The organism is Variovorax beijingensis, from assembly GCF_003951285.1.
GTDB lineage: Bacteria > Pseudomonadota > Gammaproteobacteria > Burkholderiales > Burkholderiaceae_C > Variovorax > Variovorax beijingensis.
Map to the genome: position 1 here is coordinate 163,976 of NZ_RXFQ01000006.1, position 16,351 is coordinate 180,326.

The 16,351-nt window shown below is 68.0% G+C and carries 17 protein-coding genes; 6 read left to right on the forward strand and 11 right to left on the reverse strand.

Annotation, left to right across the window (positions count from 1 at the left end; genetic code table 11):
* The first annotated feature begins 22 nt into the window (after nucleotides 1-22).
* Entirely contained in the window at nucleotides 23-1,384 is a 1,362-nt protein-coding gene (locus EJO66_RS12175; protein ID WP_124959212.1) for an esterase-like activity of phytase family protein, read from the forward strand.
* Between the two features lie 45 nt (nucleotides 1,385-1,429).
* Nucleotides 1,430-2,404, forward strand: coding sequence for a LysR family transcriptional regulator (locus EJO66_RS12180; RefSeq protein WP_124959211.1), 975 nt, complete (start codon nucleotides 1,430-1,432; stop codon nucleotides 2,402-2,404).
* Here the strand turns inward: EJO66_RS12180 and EJO66_RS12185 are convergent.
* From EJO66_RS12185 to speD, 3 genes are read right to left on the reverse strand one after another with little or no spacing between them, the layout of a single operon-like run.
* A complete protein-coding gene (locus tag EJO66_RS12185) occupies nucleotides 2,346-3,740 on the reverse strand; it encodes an aminopeptidase P N-terminal domain-containing protein (RefSeq protein ID WP_124959210.1) in 1,395 nt (464 codons plus the stop codon). The two genes, EJO66_RS12180 and EJO66_RS12185, sit on opposite strands and share 59 nt — an antisense overlap.
* A complete protein-coding gene (locus tag EJO66_RS12190) occupies nucleotides 3,737-4,447 on the reverse strand; it encodes a nucleotidyltransferase family protein (RefSeq protein WP_124959256.1) in 711 nt (236 codons plus the stop codon). Before EJO66_RS12190 ends, EJO66_RS12185 begins: the two co-directional genes overlap by 4 nt.
* A gap of 23 nt (nucleotides 4,448-4,470) precedes the next feature.
* Nucleotides 4,471-4,851, reverse strand: a complete 381-nt coding sequence (gene speD / locus EJO66_RS12195; RefSeq protein ID WP_124959209.1) for an adenosylmethionine decarboxylase — start codon at nucleotides 4,849-4,851, stop codon at nucleotides 4,471-4,473.
* 135 nt (nucleotides 4,852-4,986) lie between these two features.
* On the opposite strand from speD, the gene EJO66_RS12200 reads away from it, so the two are divergent.
* Together EJO66_RS12200 and gap are read left to right on the forward strand one after the other, a co-directional pair.
* Nucleotides 4,987-7,098, forward strand: a complete 2,112-nt coding sequence (locus EJO66_RS12200) for a transketolase family protein (RefSeq protein WP_124959208.1) — start codon at nucleotides 4,987-4,989, stop codon at nucleotides 7,096-7,098.
* Between the two features lie 63 nt (nucleotides 7,099-7,161).
* The gene (gene gap / locus EJO66_RS12205; protein ID WP_124959207.1) at nucleotides 7,162-8,163 is read left to right on the forward strand and encodes a type I glyceraldehyde-3-phosphate dehydrogenase; all 1,002 of its coding nucleotides are present in this window, start codon (nucleotides 7,162-7,164) and stop codon (nucleotides 8,161-8,163) included.
* 74 nt (nucleotides 8,164-8,237) lie between these two features.
* Here gap and EJO66_RS12210 read toward each other — a convergent pair whose 3' ends face one another.
* From EJO66_RS12210 to EJO66_RS12220, 3 genes are all read right to left on the reverse strand, one after another.
* Nucleotides 8,238-8,834, reverse strand: a complete 597-nt coding sequence (locus tag EJO66_RS12210) for a hypothetical protein (protein WP_124959206.1) — start codon at nucleotides 8,832-8,834, stop codon at nucleotides 8,238-8,240.
* A 29-nt stretch (nucleotides 8,835-8,863) separates the two neighbouring features.
* Nucleotides 8,864-9,460 (reverse strand): hypothetical protein, encoded by a 597-nt coding sequence (locus EJO66_RS12215; protein WP_124959205.1) that lies wholly within the window; start codon nucleotides 9,458-9,460, stop codon nucleotides 8,864-8,866.
* Nucleotides 9,461-9,537: 77 nt separating this feature from the next.
* Nucleotides 9,538-9,846, reverse strand: a complete 309-nt coding sequence (locus tag EJO66_RS12220) for a putative quinol monooxygenase (protein WP_124959204.1) — start codon at nucleotides 9,844-9,846, stop codon at nucleotides 9,538-9,540.
* Nucleotides 9,847-9,948: 102 nt separating this feature from the next.
* Here EJO66_RS12220 and EJO66_RS12225 point away from each other — a divergent pair, with 102 nt between their 5' ends.
* The gene (locus EJO66_RS12225; protein ID WP_124959203.1) at nucleotides 9,949-11,277 is read left to right on the forward strand and encodes an Nramp family divalent metal transporter; all 1,329 of its coding nucleotides are present in this window, start codon (nucleotides 9,949-9,951) and stop codon (nucleotides 11,275-11,277) included.
* Nucleotides 11,278-11,298: 21 nt separating this feature from the next.
* On the opposite strand, the gene EJO66_RS12230 is transcribed toward EJO66_RS12225, so the two are convergent.
* Nucleotides 11,299-11,640 carry a protealysin inhibitor emfourin gene (locus tag EJO66_RS12230; RefSeq protein ID WP_124959202.1) on the reverse strand — a complete coding sequence of 114 codons (342 nt, stop codon included), beginning with the start codon at nucleotides 11,638-11,640 and terminating at the stop codon, nucleotides 11,299-11,301.
* A complete protein-coding gene (locus tag EJO66_RS12235) occupies nucleotides 11,637-12,707 on the reverse strand; it encodes a M4 family metallopeptidase (RefSeq protein WP_124959201.1) in 1,071 nt (356 codons plus the stop codon). The genes EJO66_RS12230 and EJO66_RS12235 overlap by 4 nt, the downstream gene beginning before the upstream one ends.
* A 147-nt stretch (nucleotides 12,708-12,854) precedes the next feature.
* Between EJO66_RS12235 and EJO66_RS12240 the strand changes: the two genes are divergently transcribed.
* The gene (locus EJO66_RS12240) at nucleotides 12,855-13,145 is read left to right on the forward strand and encodes a YciI family protein (RefSeq protein WP_021013135.1); all 291 of its coding nucleotides are present in this window, start codon (nucleotides 12,855-12,857) and stop codon (nucleotides 13,143-13,145) included.
* 19 nt (nucleotides 13,146-13,164) lie between these two features.
* On the opposite strand, the gene EJO66_RS12245 is transcribed toward EJO66_RS12240, so the two are convergent.
* The 3 genes from EJO66_RS12245 to EJO66_RS12255 all read right to left on the reverse strand — a co-directional run bounded on the left by EJO66_RS12245 (nucleotide 13,165) and on the right by EJO66_RS12255 (nucleotide 16,308).
* Complete coding sequence (locus EJO66_RS12245) at nucleotides 13,165-14,337, reverse strand: pirin family protein (protein WP_124959255.1); 1,173 nt, start codon at nucleotides 14,335-14,337, stop codon at nucleotides 13,165-13,167.
* A 76-nt stretch (nucleotides 14,338-14,413) separates the two neighbouring features.
* On the reverse strand, nucleotides 14,414-14,830 hold the full coding sequence (locus EJO66_RS12250) for a VOC family protein (RefSeq protein ID WP_124959200.1): 417 nt from the start codon (nucleotides 14,828-14,830) through the stop codon (nucleotides 14,414-14,416).
* Between the two features lie 107 nt (nucleotides 14,831-14,937).
* A complete protein-coding gene (locus EJO66_RS12255) occupies nucleotides 14,938-16,308 on the reverse strand; it encodes an amidase family protein (protein ID WP_124959199.1) in 1,371 nt (456 codons plus the stop codon).
* Between the last annotated feature and the right edge of the window lie 43 nt (nucleotides 16,309-16,351).

Below are 16,351 nucleotides of genomic sequence, written 5' to 3' on the forward strand. Positions count from 1 at the left end.
GACACGGAACCCCTCTTTTCCAATGATGCGCACTGCCTCTTTCTTCTGTTCTTCTTCCATCGCGCTGGCCGCCGCGCTCGCCTGCGGACATGCCTGTGCACAGACCGCCTACCCCGCCACGCTCGCGGGCCACGCCGTGCTGCCCGCGCAAAGCTTCGTCGCCGCGCCCAGGGATGCATCCGCCGACCTGCAGGCCAGCGGCAAGTTCACCTCGGGCAAGCGCGTGGAGGCATTGGGCACCGTGGAAGGTCTCTCGGCCGGCCGCGGCACCGGTGTCTCGGTGCCCTTCAAGGGCCAGCCGCTGCAGGGCCACTCGGGCATCAAGAAGATGGACGACGGCTCGTTCTGGATCCTCACCGACAACGGCGCCGGCGCCAAGGCCAACTCGCCCGACTTCATGCTCTACCTGAACCACTACAAGGTGGACTTCAAGAGCGGCAGGTTCAACCGCTTGAACACCATCTTCCTGCACGACCCTGACAAGAAGGTGCCGTTCCGCATCGTCCATGAAGGCACCAAGCAGCGCTACCTGACCGGCTCCGACTTCGATCCCGAGAGCTTCCAGTTTGCCGGCGGCGCGTTGTGGATCGGCGAGGAGTTCGGTCCCTTCCTGATCAAGGCCGACCGGAAGGGCAAGGTGCTCGCGGTGTTCGAGACGCAGGTCGACGGCAAGGCCGTGCGCTCGCCCGACCATCCGGCGGTCACCACGCCGGGCGCACCGGGCGGCGCGGTCGATTTCCAGGTCAAACGCTCCAAGGGCTTCGAAGGCATGGCCGCGTCCAAGGACGGCAGCAAGCTCTACGCGCTGCTCGAAGGCCCGGTGTGGAATGCCGAGGCGAAGGACTACGAGAAGCTGGACGGCAAGGAAGCGCTGCGCGTGCTGGAGTTCGACGTGGCCACCGAGAAGTGGACGGGTCGCCACTGGAAATACCCGCTCGAAGCCAACGGCCACGCCATCGGCGACTTCAACATGATCGATGCGACCACCGGTTTGATCATCGAGCGCGACAACGGCGAAGGCACCAGCGACAAGGCCTGTCCCGAAGGCCAGAAGCGCAGCGACTGCTTCCACGACATCGCGAAGTTCAAGCGCGTCTACAAGATCGAGCTGAGCGAGGCCAATGCGGGCGGCGCGGTGCGCAAGATCGGCTACATCGACTTGCTGAACATGGCCGACCCGGCCAAGCTCGCGCGCAAGCCGCTGAACGACGGCGTGCTCAAGTTCCCGTTCTTCACGATCGAGAACGTCGACGTGGTCGATGCCACGCACATCGTGGTGGGCAACGACAACAACCTGCCTTTCTCCAGCAGCCGGGAGCCCAACAAGGCGGACGACAACGAACTGGTGCTGCTGGAGGTGGGGGCGCTGCTGCAGGCCAGGTAGTGCCGGCGCGAGCCGCCGGCGCAAGCGCGTCCTCATAATTCGCGCATGTCCCCCGAACTGCTCCCCGCGATCGCCGCCTTCGCACGCGTTGCGCACCACGCCAGCTTCACGCGGGCCGCGCAAGAGCTGGGCGTATCGCCCTCGGCCCTGTCGCAGACCGTGCGCACGCTCGAGGGGCGGCTGGGCGTGCGCCTGCTCGACCGCACCACGCGGCGCGTCGGCGTGACCGAGCTGGGCCAGCAATTGCTCAAGGGCGCGCAGCCGGCGCTGGCCGCGCTCGCGCAGGCGATCGAAGGCCTCGACGAGGCGCGCGACAAGCCGGCCGGGCTGCTGCGCCTGAACGTCGCGCGCGTGTCGGCCGAGTTGCTGCTGAACCCGCACTTCGCGGACTTTGCCGAGGCCTATCCCGACATCACGCTGGAGCTGGTCTGCGACAACCGCATGATCGAGCTGGTAGAAGGCGGCTTCGATGCCGGCATCCGGCTCGGCGAAAGCCTGGCGCAGGACGTGGTGGCCCTGCCGGTGGGTGGGCCGCAGCGCATGGTGACGCTCGCGTCGCCGCGCTACCTGGCGGGGCGCAGGCCGCCGAAGACGCCCGAGGACCTGCGCGAGCACCAGTGCCTGAACTACCGCCTGACCACGGGCGGCCTCTATCGCTGGGAATACGCGCAGGACGGCCGCGTGCTCGACGTCGAAGTGGCCGGGCCGCTGATCAGCAACGACGGCGATGTGCTGCTGGCCGCCGCGCGCGACGGCGCGGGCATCATGGTGGCCTTCGAAGGCATGGTGCGCGGCGATCTGGAAAGCGGCCGCCTGGTGCCGCTGCTCGAGCCCTGGTGGCCCACCTTTCCGGGCTTCTACCTGTACCACCCGAGCCGCGCGCAGATGCCGCGCAAGCTCAGGGTGTTCATCGACTTCCTGCAGGCGCGGCATGCGCCGCCGCCGGTGTCGCAGCGCGCCGTCAAGCTCGCATCAGTGCCTCGATCTCGTCCGCCTTCACCGGCACGCCGCGCGAAATGAGTTCGCAGCCCGTGGCCGTGACGATTGCGTCGTCCTCGATGCGGATGCCGATGTTGTGGAACTGCTCGGGCACGCCCTCGGCGGGGCGCACGTAGATGCCGGGCTCCAGCGTCAGCACCATGCCGGGTTGCAGGATGCGGCTCGGCCGGTTCTTGATGACCTCGTTCGACAGCGGATCCTTGCGCTCGCTCACCTCGCCGACCTGCGTGGGCTCGACGTAGCTGCCGCAGTCGTGCACGTCCATGCCGAGCCAGTGGCCGGTGCGGTGCATGTAGAACTGGAAGTAGGCGCGCGAGTCGATCACGTCGTCGACGCCGCCGACCTTGTTGGCGTCGAGCAGGCCGAGGTCGAGCATGCCCTGCGCCAGCACCTTCACTGCCGCGTCGTGCGGATCGTTGAAGCGGTTGCCGGCCCTGGTGGCCGCGGCCGAGGCGTCCTGGCTGGCCAGCACCAGGTCGTACAGCGCGCGCTGCGGCCCGCTGAACCTGCCGTTGGCCGGGAAGGTGCGGGTGATGTCGCTCGCGTAGCCGTCGAGCTCGCAGCCCGCGTCGATCAGCACCAGTTCGCCGCTGCGCACCGGCGCCGCGTCGGCGCGGTAGTGCAGCACGCAGGCATTGGCGCCTGCCGCCACGATGGAGCCGTAGGCCGGGTACTGCGAGCCGCCCAGGCGGAACTCGTGCAGCAGCTCGGCATCGAGGTGGTATTCGCGCACGTCCTTGCCTTCGCGCAGCATGCGCGCCGACAGCTGCATCGCGCGGATGTGGGCGCGTGCGCTGATCTGCGCGGCGCGCCGCATGATGTCCTGCTCGTGGGCGTCCTTCACCAGGCGCATTTCGTCGAGCGGGCCGCACAGGTCGTGCAGCTCCTCGGGGCACAGCGCGCCGTAGCGCACGCGCGCGCGCACCGATTGCAGCCAGCCGTCGACGCGGGTTTCCAGGCCCTTGTGGATCGCGAACGGAAACCACACGGTCGACTTGTTCTCGAGCAGCTTGGGCAGCCGGGCGTCGAGTTCGTCGACCGAGAAGGCCTCGTCCACGCCAAGCGCCGCAGGGGCCGCGTCGGGGCCCAGGCGATAGCCGTCCCAGATCTCGCGCTCCAGGTCCTTGGGCGCGCAGAACAGCATGCTGCGGCCGTCGCCCGCGAGCACCAGCCAGGCGTTGGGCTCGGTGAAGCCGGTCAGGTAGTAGAAGTAGCTGTCGTGCCGGAACAGGAAGTCGCTGTCGCGGTTGCGCTGGCGCTCGGGCGCGGTCGGGACGATGGCGATGCCGTCCTTGCCCAGTTGCGAGGCGAGGCGCGCGCGGCGCTCGGCGTAGATCCTGTTGTCTTCTGAGGTCATCTTGGCGTGTTCAGTTGAAGAAGCCGTTCGGGCGTGCCCACGTCGGTCCAGGGACCGGCGTAGAGCTCGGCGCTCACGAGTTCATTGTCCATCGCGGCGCGCAGGATCGGTGCCAGCGGGGCTTTGGCGCCCGCCGGGTTGCCGGCCGGGATGCCGCAGTAAGGCGGCGCGAAAAGTGCGGCCCGGTAGAGGCCGATGGTCGAGAAGGTGTACTTCTCGGCCGCCGAGTTGAGTGCCAGGCCGCCCGCGGAAAGGCCGAAATCGCCCTTCGGGTTGTGCGCCGGGTTCGGCACCAGCCACAGGTGCGCCAGCCTGCCGCTGGCCGCGAAACGGTCCACCGACGCCTGCGTGAAGGTGAAATCCGGCGCGAACACGTCGCCGGCCGCGACCCAGAAAATCTCGCCCAGTTGCGGCAGCGCACGCACGATGCCGCCGGCCGTTTCCAGCGCTTCGCCGAAGTCGCGGCCTTCGTCGGAGTATGAAATCGATAGCGCAGGGTGACCGTCCAGCAAGGGATTGGCGCCGAAGCGGCTGGAGATCTTTTCGCCGAGCCAGGCGGTGTTGACCAGCAGTTCGGTGAACCCGCCCGCAGCCAGTGCCTCCATCGGCCATTGCATCAGCGGCTTGCCGCGCACTTCGAGCAGCGGCTTGGGCGTGGTGTCGGTCAGCGGCCGCATGCGCTCGCCGCGCCCGGCGGCAAGGATCATCGCCCGCGCGGACGTCGGGGTGCTCACGCGGCGACGCGGCCGCGCAGCAGCTCGTTGCGTTCGCTGTGGCGCGGCTGGAAAAGCGCGACCAGGCATTCCATCAGCGCATGCGCCTTGGCCGAATGGTCGCCGCCGAAGTTGCACACATACACGTCGAGCGTGGCGCCGCGCTGTTCGGGCCAGGTGTGGATGCACAGGTGCGATTCGGCCAGCAGCACGGTGGCCGTGACCCCGCCCGGCCCTTGCGGCGTGGCCGGAAAGCCATGGACCAGCTTGCCCACCGGCTGCAGCCCGGCGGCCGTCGCCGCCTTGAGGCAGACGGCGCCGAGCGCCTCCTTGTCGGTGAGCCATTGCATGGCGCATTGGCAGTCGTGGAGATCGGCGGTGAGGTGCAGCCCGTGCATGGGTGGCAACTCTAGCAGCCCGGGTGTCGCCAAAGAGCATCAGTGGGGTGTTCTGGCCGTATCGGAGGGGCTTGGAGCGAGGCCGGTAAAATCGCGGGTTCCCCCCAATCCACATTCCCCGAAAGTCCACCGCCCATGGCAAACCAAGCCCTGATGGCCAACGCGATTCGCGCGCTGGCCATGGATGCCGTCCAACAAGCAAACTCCGGCCATCCGGGCGCACCGATGGGCATGGCCGACATGGCCGTCGCACTCTGGGGCGAACACCTGCGCTACAACCCCGCGAACCCGCACTGGTTCGACCGCGACCGCTTCGTGCTGTCGAACGGCCACGCCTCGATGCTGCTGTATTCGGTGCTGCACCTCACGGGCTACGACCTGCCCCTTCCCGAGCTCAAGAATTTCCGCCAGCTGCACAGCAAGACCGCGGGCCACCCCGAGGTCGACGTGACCCCCGGCGTGGAAACCACCACCGGCCCGCTGGGCCAGGGCATCACCAATGCGGTGGGCTTTGCGCTGGCCGAGAAGCTGCTCGCGGCCGAGTTCAACCGCAAGCACCACGCCATCGTCGACCATCACACCTACGCCTTCCTGGGCGATGGCTGCATGATGGAAGGCATCAGCCACGAAGCCTGCGCGCTGGCCGGCGCCTGGCACCTGAACAAGCTGATCGCGCTGTACGACGACAACGGCATCAGCATCGATGGCAGGGTCTTGCCCTGGTTCATCGACAACACCGAAGAACGCTTCAAGGCCTACGGCTGGAACGTGATCGGCCCGATCGACGGCAACGACGCCAAGGACGTGTCCAAGGCCATCGCCAAGGCCAAGAAGGAAGAGTCCAGGCCCACCCTCATCATCTGCAAGACGCAGATCGGCAAGGGCAGCCCGAACCGCGCCAACACCGCCAAGGCCCACGGCGAGCCGCTGGGCGCCGATGAAATCGCGCTCACCCGCGCTGCGCTGAACTGGCCTTATGCGGCCTTCGAAGTGCCGGAAGAAGTCCGCGCCGACTGGGACCACAAGGCTGAAGGCGCCAAGGCCGAAGCCGCCTGGAACGACAAGTTCGCCGCCTACGCGAAGGCCTTCCCCGAACTCGCCGCCGAGTTCACCCGCCGCATGCGGGGCGAGTTGCCCAAGAACTTCCACCAGGTGGCATTCGACACCGTGGTGGCCGCCCACACCAAGGGCGAAACCGTGGCCAGCCGCAAGGCCAGCCAGCTCGCGCTCGAGGCCTTCACCGCCGCGCTGCCCGAAATGCTCGGCGGCAGCGCCGACCTCACCGGCTCCAACCTCACCAACACCAAGAGCACGGCCGCCCTGCGCTTCGATGCGAAGACCGGCGCGGTGGTCATGGATGTGCCGGTCCAGCAGCCGAACCAGGGTGCCGAAGACGAAGCCGCACCCGAGAGCACCGCCGACAACACCGAACCGCCCCACGGCGTGGTCGGCCGCCACATCAACTACGGCGTGCGCGAGTTCGGCATGGCGGCCATCATGAACGGCATTGCGCTGCATGGCGGCTTCATTCCCTACGGCGGCACTTTCCTGACCTTCAGCGACTACAGCCGCAATGCCATCCGCATGGCCGCGCTCATGAAGCGCCGCGTGGTGCACGTGTTCACGCACGACTCCATCGGCCTCGGCGAAGACGGCCCGACGCACCAGTCGATCGAACACGCCGCGTCGCTGCGCCTGATTCCGAACCTGGACGTCTGGCGCCCGGGCGACACCGCCGAAACCGCCGTGGCCTGGGCCGTGGCGTTGCAGAACCAGTCGCGCCCGACCGCGCTGCTGCTCAGCCGCCAGAACATCGCCTATGCGCCCAAGGGCGACCTCGGCGACATCAGCCGCGGCGCCTACGTGCTGTCGGAGCCCGAAGCCGTCGGCCTCAAGAGCAAGAAGACCGCCGCGGTCATCATCGCCACCGGTTCCGAAGTGCAGCTCGCGCTGGCCGCGCAGAAGCTGCTGGCCGAAAAGAAGATTGCCGTGCGCGTGGTGTCGATGCCCTCGACCACCACCTTCGACCGCCAGGACGTGGCCTACAAGAAGGCCGTGCTGCCCAAGAAGCTGCCGCGCATCGCGGTGGAAATGGGCTGCACCGGCGGCTGGTGGAAATACGGCTGCGCGGCCGTCGTGGGCATCGACAGCTACGGCGAGTCGGCACCGGCACCGGCGCTGTTCAAGCACTTCGGCTTCACGGCCGAGAACGTTGCCGCCACGGTCGAAGCCGCCCTGCGCGGCTGAGCCCGGCGAGGCGTTCTCCCTTTCTGTCCGACCACAAGTTTTTCAACCTTAGGAGCAAATCAGATGGCTATCAAACTCGGTATCAACGGCTTCGGTCGCATCGGTCGCAACGTGCTGCGCGCAGCGGTGCAGAACTTCAAGAACGACATCGAGATCGTCGCCATCAACGACCTGCTCGAGCCCGACTACCTGGCCTACATGCTCCAGTACGACTCGGTGCACGGCCGCTTCAAGGGCGAAGTCACGGTGGAAGGCAACACGCTGATCGTCAACGGCAAGAAGATCCGCCTCACGCAGGAGCGCGACCCGGCGCAGCTGAAGTGGAACGAAGTCGGCGCCGACATCGTGCTCGAATCGACCGGCCTCTTCCTCACCAAGGAAACCTGCCAGAAGCACCTCGACGCGGGCGCCAGGAAGGTGATCATGTCGGCGCCGTCGAAGGACGACACCCCGATGTTCGTCTACGGCGTGAACGACAAGAAGTATGCCGGCGAAGCCATCGTCAGCAACGCCAGCTGCACCACCAACTGCCTGGCGCCGCTGGCCAAGGTGCTGAACGACAAGTGGGGCATCAAGCGCGGCCTGATGACCACCGTGCACGCCGCCACCGCCACGCAGAAGACCGTCGACGGCCCGAGCAACAAGGACTGGCGCGGCGGCCGCGGCATCCTGGAAAACATCATTCCCTCGAGCACCGGCGCCGCCAAGGCCGTGGGCGTGGTGATTCCCGAGCTCAACAAGAAGCTCACGGGCATGAGCTTCCGCGTGCCGACCTCCGACGTGTCGGTGGTCGACCTCACGGTGGAGCTCGAGAAGGAAGCCACCTACAAGGAAATCTGCGCCGAGATGAAGTCGCAGAGCGAAGGCGCGCTCAAGGGCGTGCTGGGCTACACCGAGGACAAGGTGGTGGCCACCGATTTCCGCGGCGACCCGCGCACCTCGATCTTCGACGCCGAAGCCGGCATTGCGCTCGACGGCACCTTCGTGAAGCTCGTGAGCTGGTACGACAACGAATGGGGCTACTCGAACAAGTGCCTGGAGATGGTGAAGGTCGTGGCGAAGTAAAAAGCTTCGCGGCCTCGGCAATAAAAAACGCGCCCTCGGGCGCGTTTTTTTCATGGGCGAGGCACTTGGGCGTTTCAGCGCAGCTTCTCGTTCCTGCGGATCTCGCTGCTGAGCTGCGACGTCAACCGCGTCGCGGCGCGCCGTGCGGCGAGCCCGTAGTCGCCGTTGAACTCCCCGAACTCCGCCGTGCCGTTGCCGACCGCGCGCACCCGCGTGACCTCGGCGCCGGCGGCATCGCTCACCACGCAGCTCACCTCGGCAGTGAACGACGTGGGCGGCCAGGTGATCCACGAGGACGAACTCGAATCGGTCTTGATCTGCGGCGTGAACACCAGCGACACGCCCGCCGCTTCGTTGGCCTTTGCATCGCCGGCGGTGCGCAGCACCACCACGTCGCGGTAGACCGCGCGCAGCGCGTCGCGGATCGACTTCTCGAGGTCGCGGTACGGGTAGTAGCTCACGCGGTCGCCGCTGCCGCCGGCGGTGATCACCTGCTGGTCGCGCTGGGCGTCGGTCATCACGTAGGCCACCTTCTTGGGAAGGAGGCGCGCCTGCGACCGCGGCGGCGCGGTTTCCGTGATCATCGTGATCGGATGGGCGCAGGCTGCCAGCAAGGCCGTCAGGACCGCAGCGGCAAACAGGCGAGCGCACGAAGAAAAAAGAAAAGGCATGGTGCGGCTTTCTCCGGCGATGGCTGTGGCTAGGGCGCAATGGCCGCGATGAACTGCGGATCGGCATACACCTGGCGCAGCAGCGCGCGCACCAGCCGCGGGTAGGCGGCCTGGCCGGCGGGCACGGCCACGATGTTGGCGTAGCTCGAATCGAAGGCAAGCTCGCCGCGGTAGGTCTTGCGCAGCCTCTGCGCGGACGCGCGCGTCACGACCACCTCCACGTCCATGCGGCCGGTGCCGTTGATCACGCCGAGGTCGAGTTCATTGACGAGTATCCGCGCCGCGATGCGGGTCGGGGCCTTGGGGTCGTAGGCCGATATCTCTCCCAGGTCGCGCATCAGCGCGTCTTCCAGGTATTGCGCGAAGGTGCCGCTGGGCGAAAGCAGTTTCGCGCGGCGCAGGCTCAGGGTGTTGACCTTGTCGTTCGGGTCGGTCGGCTGCACCTTGGCGACCGCCACCATGCCGGGGCGCGCGGCTTCGAGGCGGTCGAGCGCCTCGTAGTCGGCCGCATAGGGCGGCGCGGCGAGCTGCGCGCAGCCAGACGCCAGCACGACCGCGGCCGATGCGTAGAGCGTTGCGGTGAAAGCGCGCAAGCGCGCACCCTGCGGTCTGAAGAAGATCGCCATGCCTTGTGTCCCTCCTCGGGATGCCTGATCCCGGCGCGAGGGTAGCAGGCATTGCGCCGCGTGCGAAGGCCGATCTTTCAGACCGGTTCGAGCACGTGGATCAGCTTGCTCTCGACGAACTCTTTGGTCTTCGCCCCGTGGGCCGCCATGTGCGGTGCCACCGCGTGGGCCTGCAGGTGGGCCAGCGTTTCCCATTTCTCGATCACCACGAAGGTGTCCGGCCCGAAGCTGGCCTTCGATGCCGGCACGCCTGCTGCGTCGACCGTGGCGCCGTACTCGATGCAGCCCTCCTCGGCCAGCACGGCCGCGCGGTTGGCGGCAAAGGCTTCGAGCAGCCTGGCGCGCTGGCCCGGCTTGGCGGTGATGACGGCGACGACGTGGATCATGGAAAAAAGCTCCGTTGTTGCATGTGTGCGGAAGGGGACCGCCGAATCTAAAAGACCGGCCGCCCCGCCGGCGGTCCCGCGCGCGACCCTATCATCGCCCGCATGTTCTTTCCCCTGCCCCGCACGGCCACCGCGCCGTTCTGTCCCTCCGAAGTCAAGGGCAGCGTGGCGGTCCCGCAGGACCTGCCCTTCGGCAAGAAGCTGCTGCGCTATGCGGGCCCGGGCCTCCTGGTTTCGGTGGGCTACATGGACCCGGGCAACTGGGCGACCGACATCGAGGCCGGCTCGCGCTTCGGCTACGGCCTGCTCTTCGTGGTGCTGCTCGCGAGCCTCGCGGCCATGCTGCTGCAGACGCTGTGTGTGCGGCTCGGCCTGGTGGCGCAGAAAGACCTGGCGCGCGCCTGCCGCGAGCACTATTCGCCGCGCGTGAACCGCTTCCTGTGGCTGGGCGCGGAGCTGGCCATCGTGGCCTGCGACCTGGCCGAGGTGCTGGGCAGCGCGCTCGCATTGCACCTGCTGTTCGGCGTGTCGATTCCGGTCGGCATCGGCATCACGGCATTCGACACGCTGCTCGTGCTGGGGCTGCAGGGCGCCGGCTTCCGTCGCGTCGAAGCGATCGTGCTCGGACTGGTGGGCACCATTGCAGGCTGCTTCGTGGTGGAGCTTGCGATGTCGCAGCCCAACTGGTTCGGCGTGGCGATGGGCTTTGCGCCCAGCTTCGAGCGGCTGCAGCAGCCGGGCGCGCTGTACCTTGCGATCGGCGTGGTCGGCGCCACCGTGATGCCGCACAACCTGTACCTGCATTCGTCGATCGTGCAGACCCGGCTGGTGGCCGACAGCGACGCGGCGCGGCGCGAGGCGGTGCGCTTCTGCACCTTCGACGCGGTGTTCTCGCTCTCGCTCGCGCTCCTGGTCAACGCAGCCATCATGGTGCTGGCGGCCAGCGCCTTCCACAGCACCGGCCATGTGGAGGTGACCGAGATCGACGACGCCTACCGGCTCATCGAGCCCATCGTGGGCAGTGCGATGGCGGCCACGCTGTTCGGCATTGCGCTCCTGGCCTCGGGCCAGAGCTCGACCTTCACCGGCACCATTGCGGGCCAGATCATCATGGAAGGTTTTCTCGACCTGAAGATCCCGTGCTGGCAGCGCCGCCTGATCACGCGGGGGCTGGCGCTCGGGCCGGCGTTTCTGGGGGTCTGGTGGTTCGGCGATGGCGGCGTGGGCAAGATGCTGGTGCTGAGCCAGGTGGTGCTGAGTTTTCAGCTGCCCTTCGCGATGTGGCCGCTGATCCGCTTCACGAGCAGCCGCGCGCTGATGGGCGGCTTTGCCAGCGGCGCGCTGGTCAAGCTGCTGGCCTGGGGCCTGTTCGGCGTGATCAGCTCGGCCAACGTGTGGCTGGTGGCATCGACGGTGCTCGGCGGCCTTTGATTCGGTGGTGAAGACGGAGCCTCAGCGCTCGGCCGCGTCTTTCCACAGGTGCACCAGCGACTCGGGCGCCTCGTTCTCGGGCACCTCGAAGCTGACCGAAGAACCCGAATGGGAGGTGGCGCTTTCCACCACCACTTCCACGCGGTAGAAGCGCTGGTCGCCGCCCGGCGAACCGGGGCCGCCGCGCGGCCCTGCGTGGGGCGCCGCGCTTTGCAGCGCTTCGCCGATCTGCTGGCGCAGTTCCTCGCTGCAGTTGCCCAGCTGGTAGCTGCGCGGGCGCGACAGGCCCGGCACGTAGGCCACGCCGCCTTCGCGCGTCACGCGCACGACGGAAGCCTGGTCCAGGGGCGGAAGCTGAATCATGATGGTGTGACTCCCACGGTGTCCCATGCGGTGCCAACGGCCTTGTGCACCGCGCTGCCGGCGCCGAAGCGCCTGGCCGCATTTTCCACGCTGAGCTGTGCAAAGGCCAGGAAATCGGCATCCTGGCGCAGCCGCCGGTCGCACACCGTGTCGTACCAGACGCGCCCGGCCGTCTCCCATGCCGGGCCCTGGATGGCCGTGGCAGCGAGATGGAAGGCGCGGTTCGGAATGCCGGAATTGATGTGCACGCCGCCATTGTCCTGCCGCGTGTCGACAAAGTCCTTCATGTGGGCGGGCTGCGGGTCCTTGCCCAGCACCGGGTCGTCGTAGGCCGTGCCGGGCTCGGCCATCGAGCGCAGCGCGCGCGCCTTCACCTTGCCGGTGAAGAGCCCCGCGCCCACCAGCCAGTCGGCCTGCTGCGCCGTCTGCTTGAGCAGCTGCTGCTTGACCAGCGCGCCGAACACGTCGCAGATCGACTCGTTGAGCGCGCCCGGCTGCCCCTGGTAGACGAGGCCCGACTCGTGGTCGATCACGCCGTGCGTGAGCTCGTGGCCGATGATGTCCACCGCGATGGTGAAGCGGTTCATGACCTCGCCGTCGCCGTCGCCGAACACCATCTGCCTGCCGTTCCAGAAGGCGTTGTCGTAGTCGTTGCCGTAGTGCACGCTGCCCGTGAGCGGCAGGCCTGCGCCGTCGATGGAATCGCGCTCGTAGATGTCGTGGAACAGGCGGTAGGTGGCGCCCAGGTAGTCGTAGGCCTCGTCGGCGGCGATGTCGCCGGTGGCGGCCTGCCCTTCGGCGCGCACCAGCCGGCCCGGCAGGGTCATGGTGTGCTGTGCGTCGTGGATGGCGCGCGCCGGCGAGCCGCGCCGCACATAGCTGGGCGCGGGGCCCGACGACACGCCCTGCCCGGCCACCGCCTCGCGCAGGGCGCGGTGCTGGCGATCGATCATCAGCGTCTGCGCCGCCTTCGCGCTGGCATGCGCACTGGCATGTTGCGCGAGCCGGTCCAGCAGGTACGGCGGTACGAAGCTGGGCGGCAAAAGGCCCGGCGAGCGAAGCGGCATGGGCGACTCTCCTTTGCAGCTGAGGGCAACAAAAAAGACCGTATCAGAAAGCCGTAAAACCTGGATCACTCCGTTACTTCTGGTCATGGAATGCCCGCGCTTCAGGCCATACGATCGGAGCCTTCCGATCCACTTGCCGCCCCTGCCATGTTCATCGTCACCCTCACCTACATCCGTCCGCTTGAAGAGCTCGATGCGTTGATGGATGGGCACATGGCGTGGCTGCGAAAGCACTACCAGAGCGGTCTGTTCCTGGCCTCGGGCCGGCAGGTGCCGCGCAAGGGCGGCGTGATCTTCGCGCGCTCGGGCGACCGCGCCGCGCTCGATGCGGTGCTCGCACGCGACCCGTTCGTGCAGAGCGGTGTGGCCAGCACGCACGTGATCGAGTTCGTGCCCAGCATGACCGCACCCGCGACCGAGATCCTCAAGGCGCTCTGAGGCCGCGGGCCCGCGTGGTTCAGGCCGCCGGCTTTTCCTCGCGCCCGCCGGGGTGCCGCGCAAAGCGCGCCGCATCGCGGTCATGCACCGGCGCCGGATCGCTCCAGGGCCAGCCGCCGAACTGCGTGCGGCGGTAGTCGGCCAGCGTCTGGCTGATCTCGGCCTGCGTGTTCATCACGAACGGGCCGTACTGCACCACCGGCTCGGCAATGGGACGTCCCTGCAGCAGCAGGAATTCGCCCGCTTCCTCATCGCCATTGCGCAACTCGACGGCCGCGCCGGCGCGCAGCTCGATGGCGGCCGGGCCTTCCACGCGCCGGCCTGCGATGGTCGCCACCGCGCCCTTGAAGAAGTACAGCATGCGCCGCGTGCCTTCGCCCGCAGCGGGCGGCAGCGTCCATTGCGCGCCGGGCGTCATCTTGAGCGTCCAGATCGCCACGTCGGCATCGGCCTGCGCGGCCCATGAATCGGGCGGCGGCGCCAGCGGGTGGATCGGCGCCGGCGCGCTGCCCGCGGCAGCGGCGCCGAACCGGCCCGCGATCACCGCGACCTCGGTGCGGCCCCCCGCCGCGTCGTCGGACGCGAAGTGCGGAATGGCTTCCGACCAGAACATCGTGAAGTGCGGCTCGGCCATCTTGCTTCTGGCGGGCAGGTTGAGCCAGATCTGGAACAGCTCCAGCGGATTGGGCGCGTTCGCGTCGAGCAGCGGAAACATCTCCGAATGCACGATGCCCTTGCCGGCCGTGAGCCACTGCACGTCGCCGCCGCCGAAGCGCGCGGTGGCGCCCAGCGAATCGGAATGGTCGACCAGCCCCTTGCGCACGATGGTCACCGTCTCGAAGCCGCGGTGCGGGTGCGAGGGAAAGCCCGGCACCGTGTCGCCGTGGTACATGCTCCAGCCGTCCTTGCGGCTGAAGTCCTGGCCGATCTGGCGGCCCGCCAGCGGGGCCTCGGGCCCCATCTGCGCGTTGGCCTTCGGATAGGCGTCGTCGTGATAGACGCAGAACAGGAACGGGTCGATCGTCTGCCACGGGAAGCCGAGCGGGCTCACCTGCAGCACGGGGCTGCGGCCTTCCTCGATATGGCTGCTGCTGTTGTTGCTGGACACCTCGGTATTCCTTTCGTTTGGGTGTGCCGCCGCTGAATGCGCGGCGACGCTGCTTTGTGGAATATCGGGGCGCACCCGCTTCAGGGAAGGGGCCTTCCGCGCAACAGTGAGGAGCGCATATGGAACGATGGGCATCGCTCTTGTCCGCTGTGGCGGAACGTCACTGCGCGGGCATTTCGGCGTTCGGGTCCATGTACATCAGCTCCCACAGGTGGCCGTCGATGTCCTGGAAGCCGTGGCCGTACATGAAGCCGTAGTCCTGCGGCTCGCGCGGCACCGTGCCGCCCGCGGCCACCGCCTTGGCCACCATTTCGTCGACCTCGGCGCGGCTTTCGCACGACAGGCACAGCAGCACCTCGGTGCTCTTGCTGGTGTCGGTGAGACTCTTGCTCGTGAAGGTCTTGAAGAAGTCTTCCACCAGCAGCATGGCGTGGATGCTGCCTTCCTGGATCACCATGCAGGCGGCGTTGGCGTCGGTGAACTTCTCGTTGAAGGCGTAGCCCAGCGCGGCAAAGAACGCCTTGGACTTGTCGAGGTTCTTGACGGCGAGGTTCACGAAGATCTGCTTGTTGGCCATGGTTGTCTTCCTGTATCGATGAAGAGTGGATCGGAGGTTTGCCGGTGTGTTGTGTACACCGTCCACAAAAGATACCAAAGAAAATGGACGGCGTCCACATCATTTTTTCAAACGGCACTTTTTGCCAGCAGCCCGGCCAGCGCGAGGGTGCTGCGGTCCTCGAAATACGGGCCGACGATCTGCACGCCCAGCGGCAATCCGCCGGCCGTGAAGCCCGCGGGAGCGACCGTGGCGGGCAGCCCGCCCAGGCTCGCGAGTCCGGACCAGGCAGCTAGCGCGCCATAGGGGGTGGGCTTTCCATCGATAGTGAGTGTGCGCTTCTCAAAATCGGGCTCGGCCACATGCTCGAAGGCCTCGCAGCCCACCGCCGGGCACAGCACGGCGTCGAACCGGGTGAAGAACGTGCGCATCTGCGCACGGATGCGCGTTCGCGTGGCCAGCAGGTCGAACCAGGTGTGCAGCTGCATCGGCGAACGGCCGCCCGGCTCGGCATGCGCGAGCACGGTCTGCACGATCTGGCCGTAGGTGTCGCCGACCTCGGCCAGATCAGGCAGCAGGTCCGAGGCTTGGGCCACCGAGGCGCCGACCTTCGCCAGCCGCTGCCCGGCGCCTTCGACCGCGGCGCGCACATCGGCCGCTACCGCGGCCTGCGGATGGGCGGTGACCACCAGCACGCGCCAATCCTTCGCCGCTGCATGGCGCGCCGCGGGCAGCATGAAGCGGCCTTGCGCCACATGGGCCGCATCGGGCCCGGCCAGCACATCGAGCGCCAGCGAGAGGTCGTCAGCGCAATGGCCGATCGGCCCGACCACCGAGGGCAGCGCGGCCGGCGCCTCCTCGGTGCCCGGAAACGCGAAGCCGCGCGTCGGCAGCAGGCCATCGCTCGGCTTGTGCGCGTACACGCCGCAAAAGCTTGCGGGAACGCGCAGCGAGCCCGTGAGGTCGGAGCCCAGTTCCAGCGCCACCATGCCGGTGGCGACCGCCACCGCGCCGCCGCCCGACGAGCCGCCCGGCGTACGCCCGGCGTCGAGCGGGTGCACCGTGCGGCCGTACACCGGATTGGCGCACTGCCAGTCGGCCAGCGCCGGCGGCACGTTGGTCTTGCCGAGAATCACCGCGCCTGCAGCCTTGAGGCGCGCCACGGCCACGGCGTCCTGTCGCGGCACGAAATCGCGAAACGGCGGCAGGCCCCAACTGGTCGGCAGGCCGGCGACGTTGAAAGCCTCCTTCACCGTCATCGGCACGCCCGGCAACGGCCGGCGCTCGCCGCGCGCAAGGGCCGCGTCGGCTTCGGCGGCCTGGCGGCGCGCGCGGGCGAAGTCGCGCACCACCACCGCGTTGAGCGTGCCATCGAGCGCTTCGATGCGGGCGATGGCGGCTTCGCACAATTCCACCGCGCTCACCTGCCTGGCGGCCAGTGCCCTGGCTGACTGCGCGGCTCCGGCGGCCAGGAGAGCGGTGGGGTCGAGGGTGGTCATGGTGCATGCCTTCCTGCCGCCTATCCATTGCAGCGGCAGTGCC

Excerpts from the sequence above, each read along its gene's own strand:
- EJO66_RS12175 (WP_124959212.1), top strand. The coding sequence starts at position 23 with ATGATGCGCACTGCCTCTTTCTTCTGTTCTTCTTCCATCGCGCTGGCC.
- EJO66_RS12180 (WP_124959211.1), top strand. The coding sequence starts at position 1,430 with ATGTCCCCCGAACTGCTCCCCGCGATCGCCGCCTTCGCACGCGTTGCG.
- EJO66_RS12185 (WP_124959210.1), bottom strand. The coding sequence starts at position 3,740 with ATGACCTCAGAAGACAACAGGATCTACGCCGAGCGCCGCGCGCGCCTC.
- EJO66_RS12190 (WP_124959256.1), bottom strand. The coding sequence starts at position 4,447 with ATGATCCTTGCCGCCGGGCGCGGCGAGCGCATGCGGCCGCTGACCGAC.
- speD (WP_124959209.1), bottom strand. The coding sequence starts at position 4,851 with ATGCACGGGCTGCACCTCACCGCCGATCTCCACGACTGCCAATGCGCC.
- EJO66_RS12200 (WP_124959208.1), top strand. The coding sequence starts at position 4,987 with ATGGCAAACCAAGCCCTGATGGCCAACGCGATTCGCGCGCTGGCCATG.
- gap (WP_124959207.1), top strand. The coding sequence starts at position 7,162 with ATGGCTATCAAACTCGGTATCAACGGCTTCGGTCGCATCGGTCGCAAC.
- EJO66_RS12210 (WP_124959206.1), bottom strand. The coding sequence starts at position 8,834 with ATGCCTTTTCTTTTTTCTTCGTGCGCTCGCCTGTTTGCCGCTGCGGTC.
- EJO66_RS12215 (WP_124959205.1), bottom strand. The coding sequence starts at position 9,460 with ATGGCGATCTTCTTCAGACCGCAGGGTGCGCGCTTGCGCGCTTTCACC.
- EJO66_RS12220 (WP_124959204.1), bottom strand. The coding sequence starts at position 9,846 with ATGATCCACGTCGTCGCCGTCATCACCGCCAAGCCGGGCCAGCGCGCC.
- EJO66_RS12225 (WP_124959203.1), top strand. The coding sequence starts at position 9,949 with ATGTTCTTTCCCCTGCCCCGCACGGCCACCGCGCCGTTCTGTCCCTCC.
- EJO66_RS12230 (WP_124959202.1), bottom strand. The coding sequence starts at position 11,640 with ATGATTCAGCTTCCGCCCCTGGACCAGGCTTCCGTCGTGCGCGTGACG.
- EJO66_RS12235 (WP_124959201.1), bottom strand. The coding sequence starts at position 12,707 with ATGCCGCTTCGCTCGCCGGGCCTTTTGCCGCCCAGCTTCGTACCGCCG.
- EJO66_RS12240 (WP_021013135.1), top strand. The coding sequence starts at position 12,855 with ATGTTCATCGTCACCCTCACCTACATCCGTCCGCTTGAAGAGCTCGAT.
- EJO66_RS12250 (WP_124959200.1), bottom strand. The coding sequence starts at position 14,830 with ATGGCCAACAAGCAGATCTTCGTGAACCTCGCCGTCAAGAACCTCGAC.
- EJO66_RS12255 (WP_124959199.1), bottom strand. The coding sequence starts at position 16,308 with ATGACCACCCTCGACCCCACCGCTCTCCTGGCCGCCGGAGCCGCGCAG.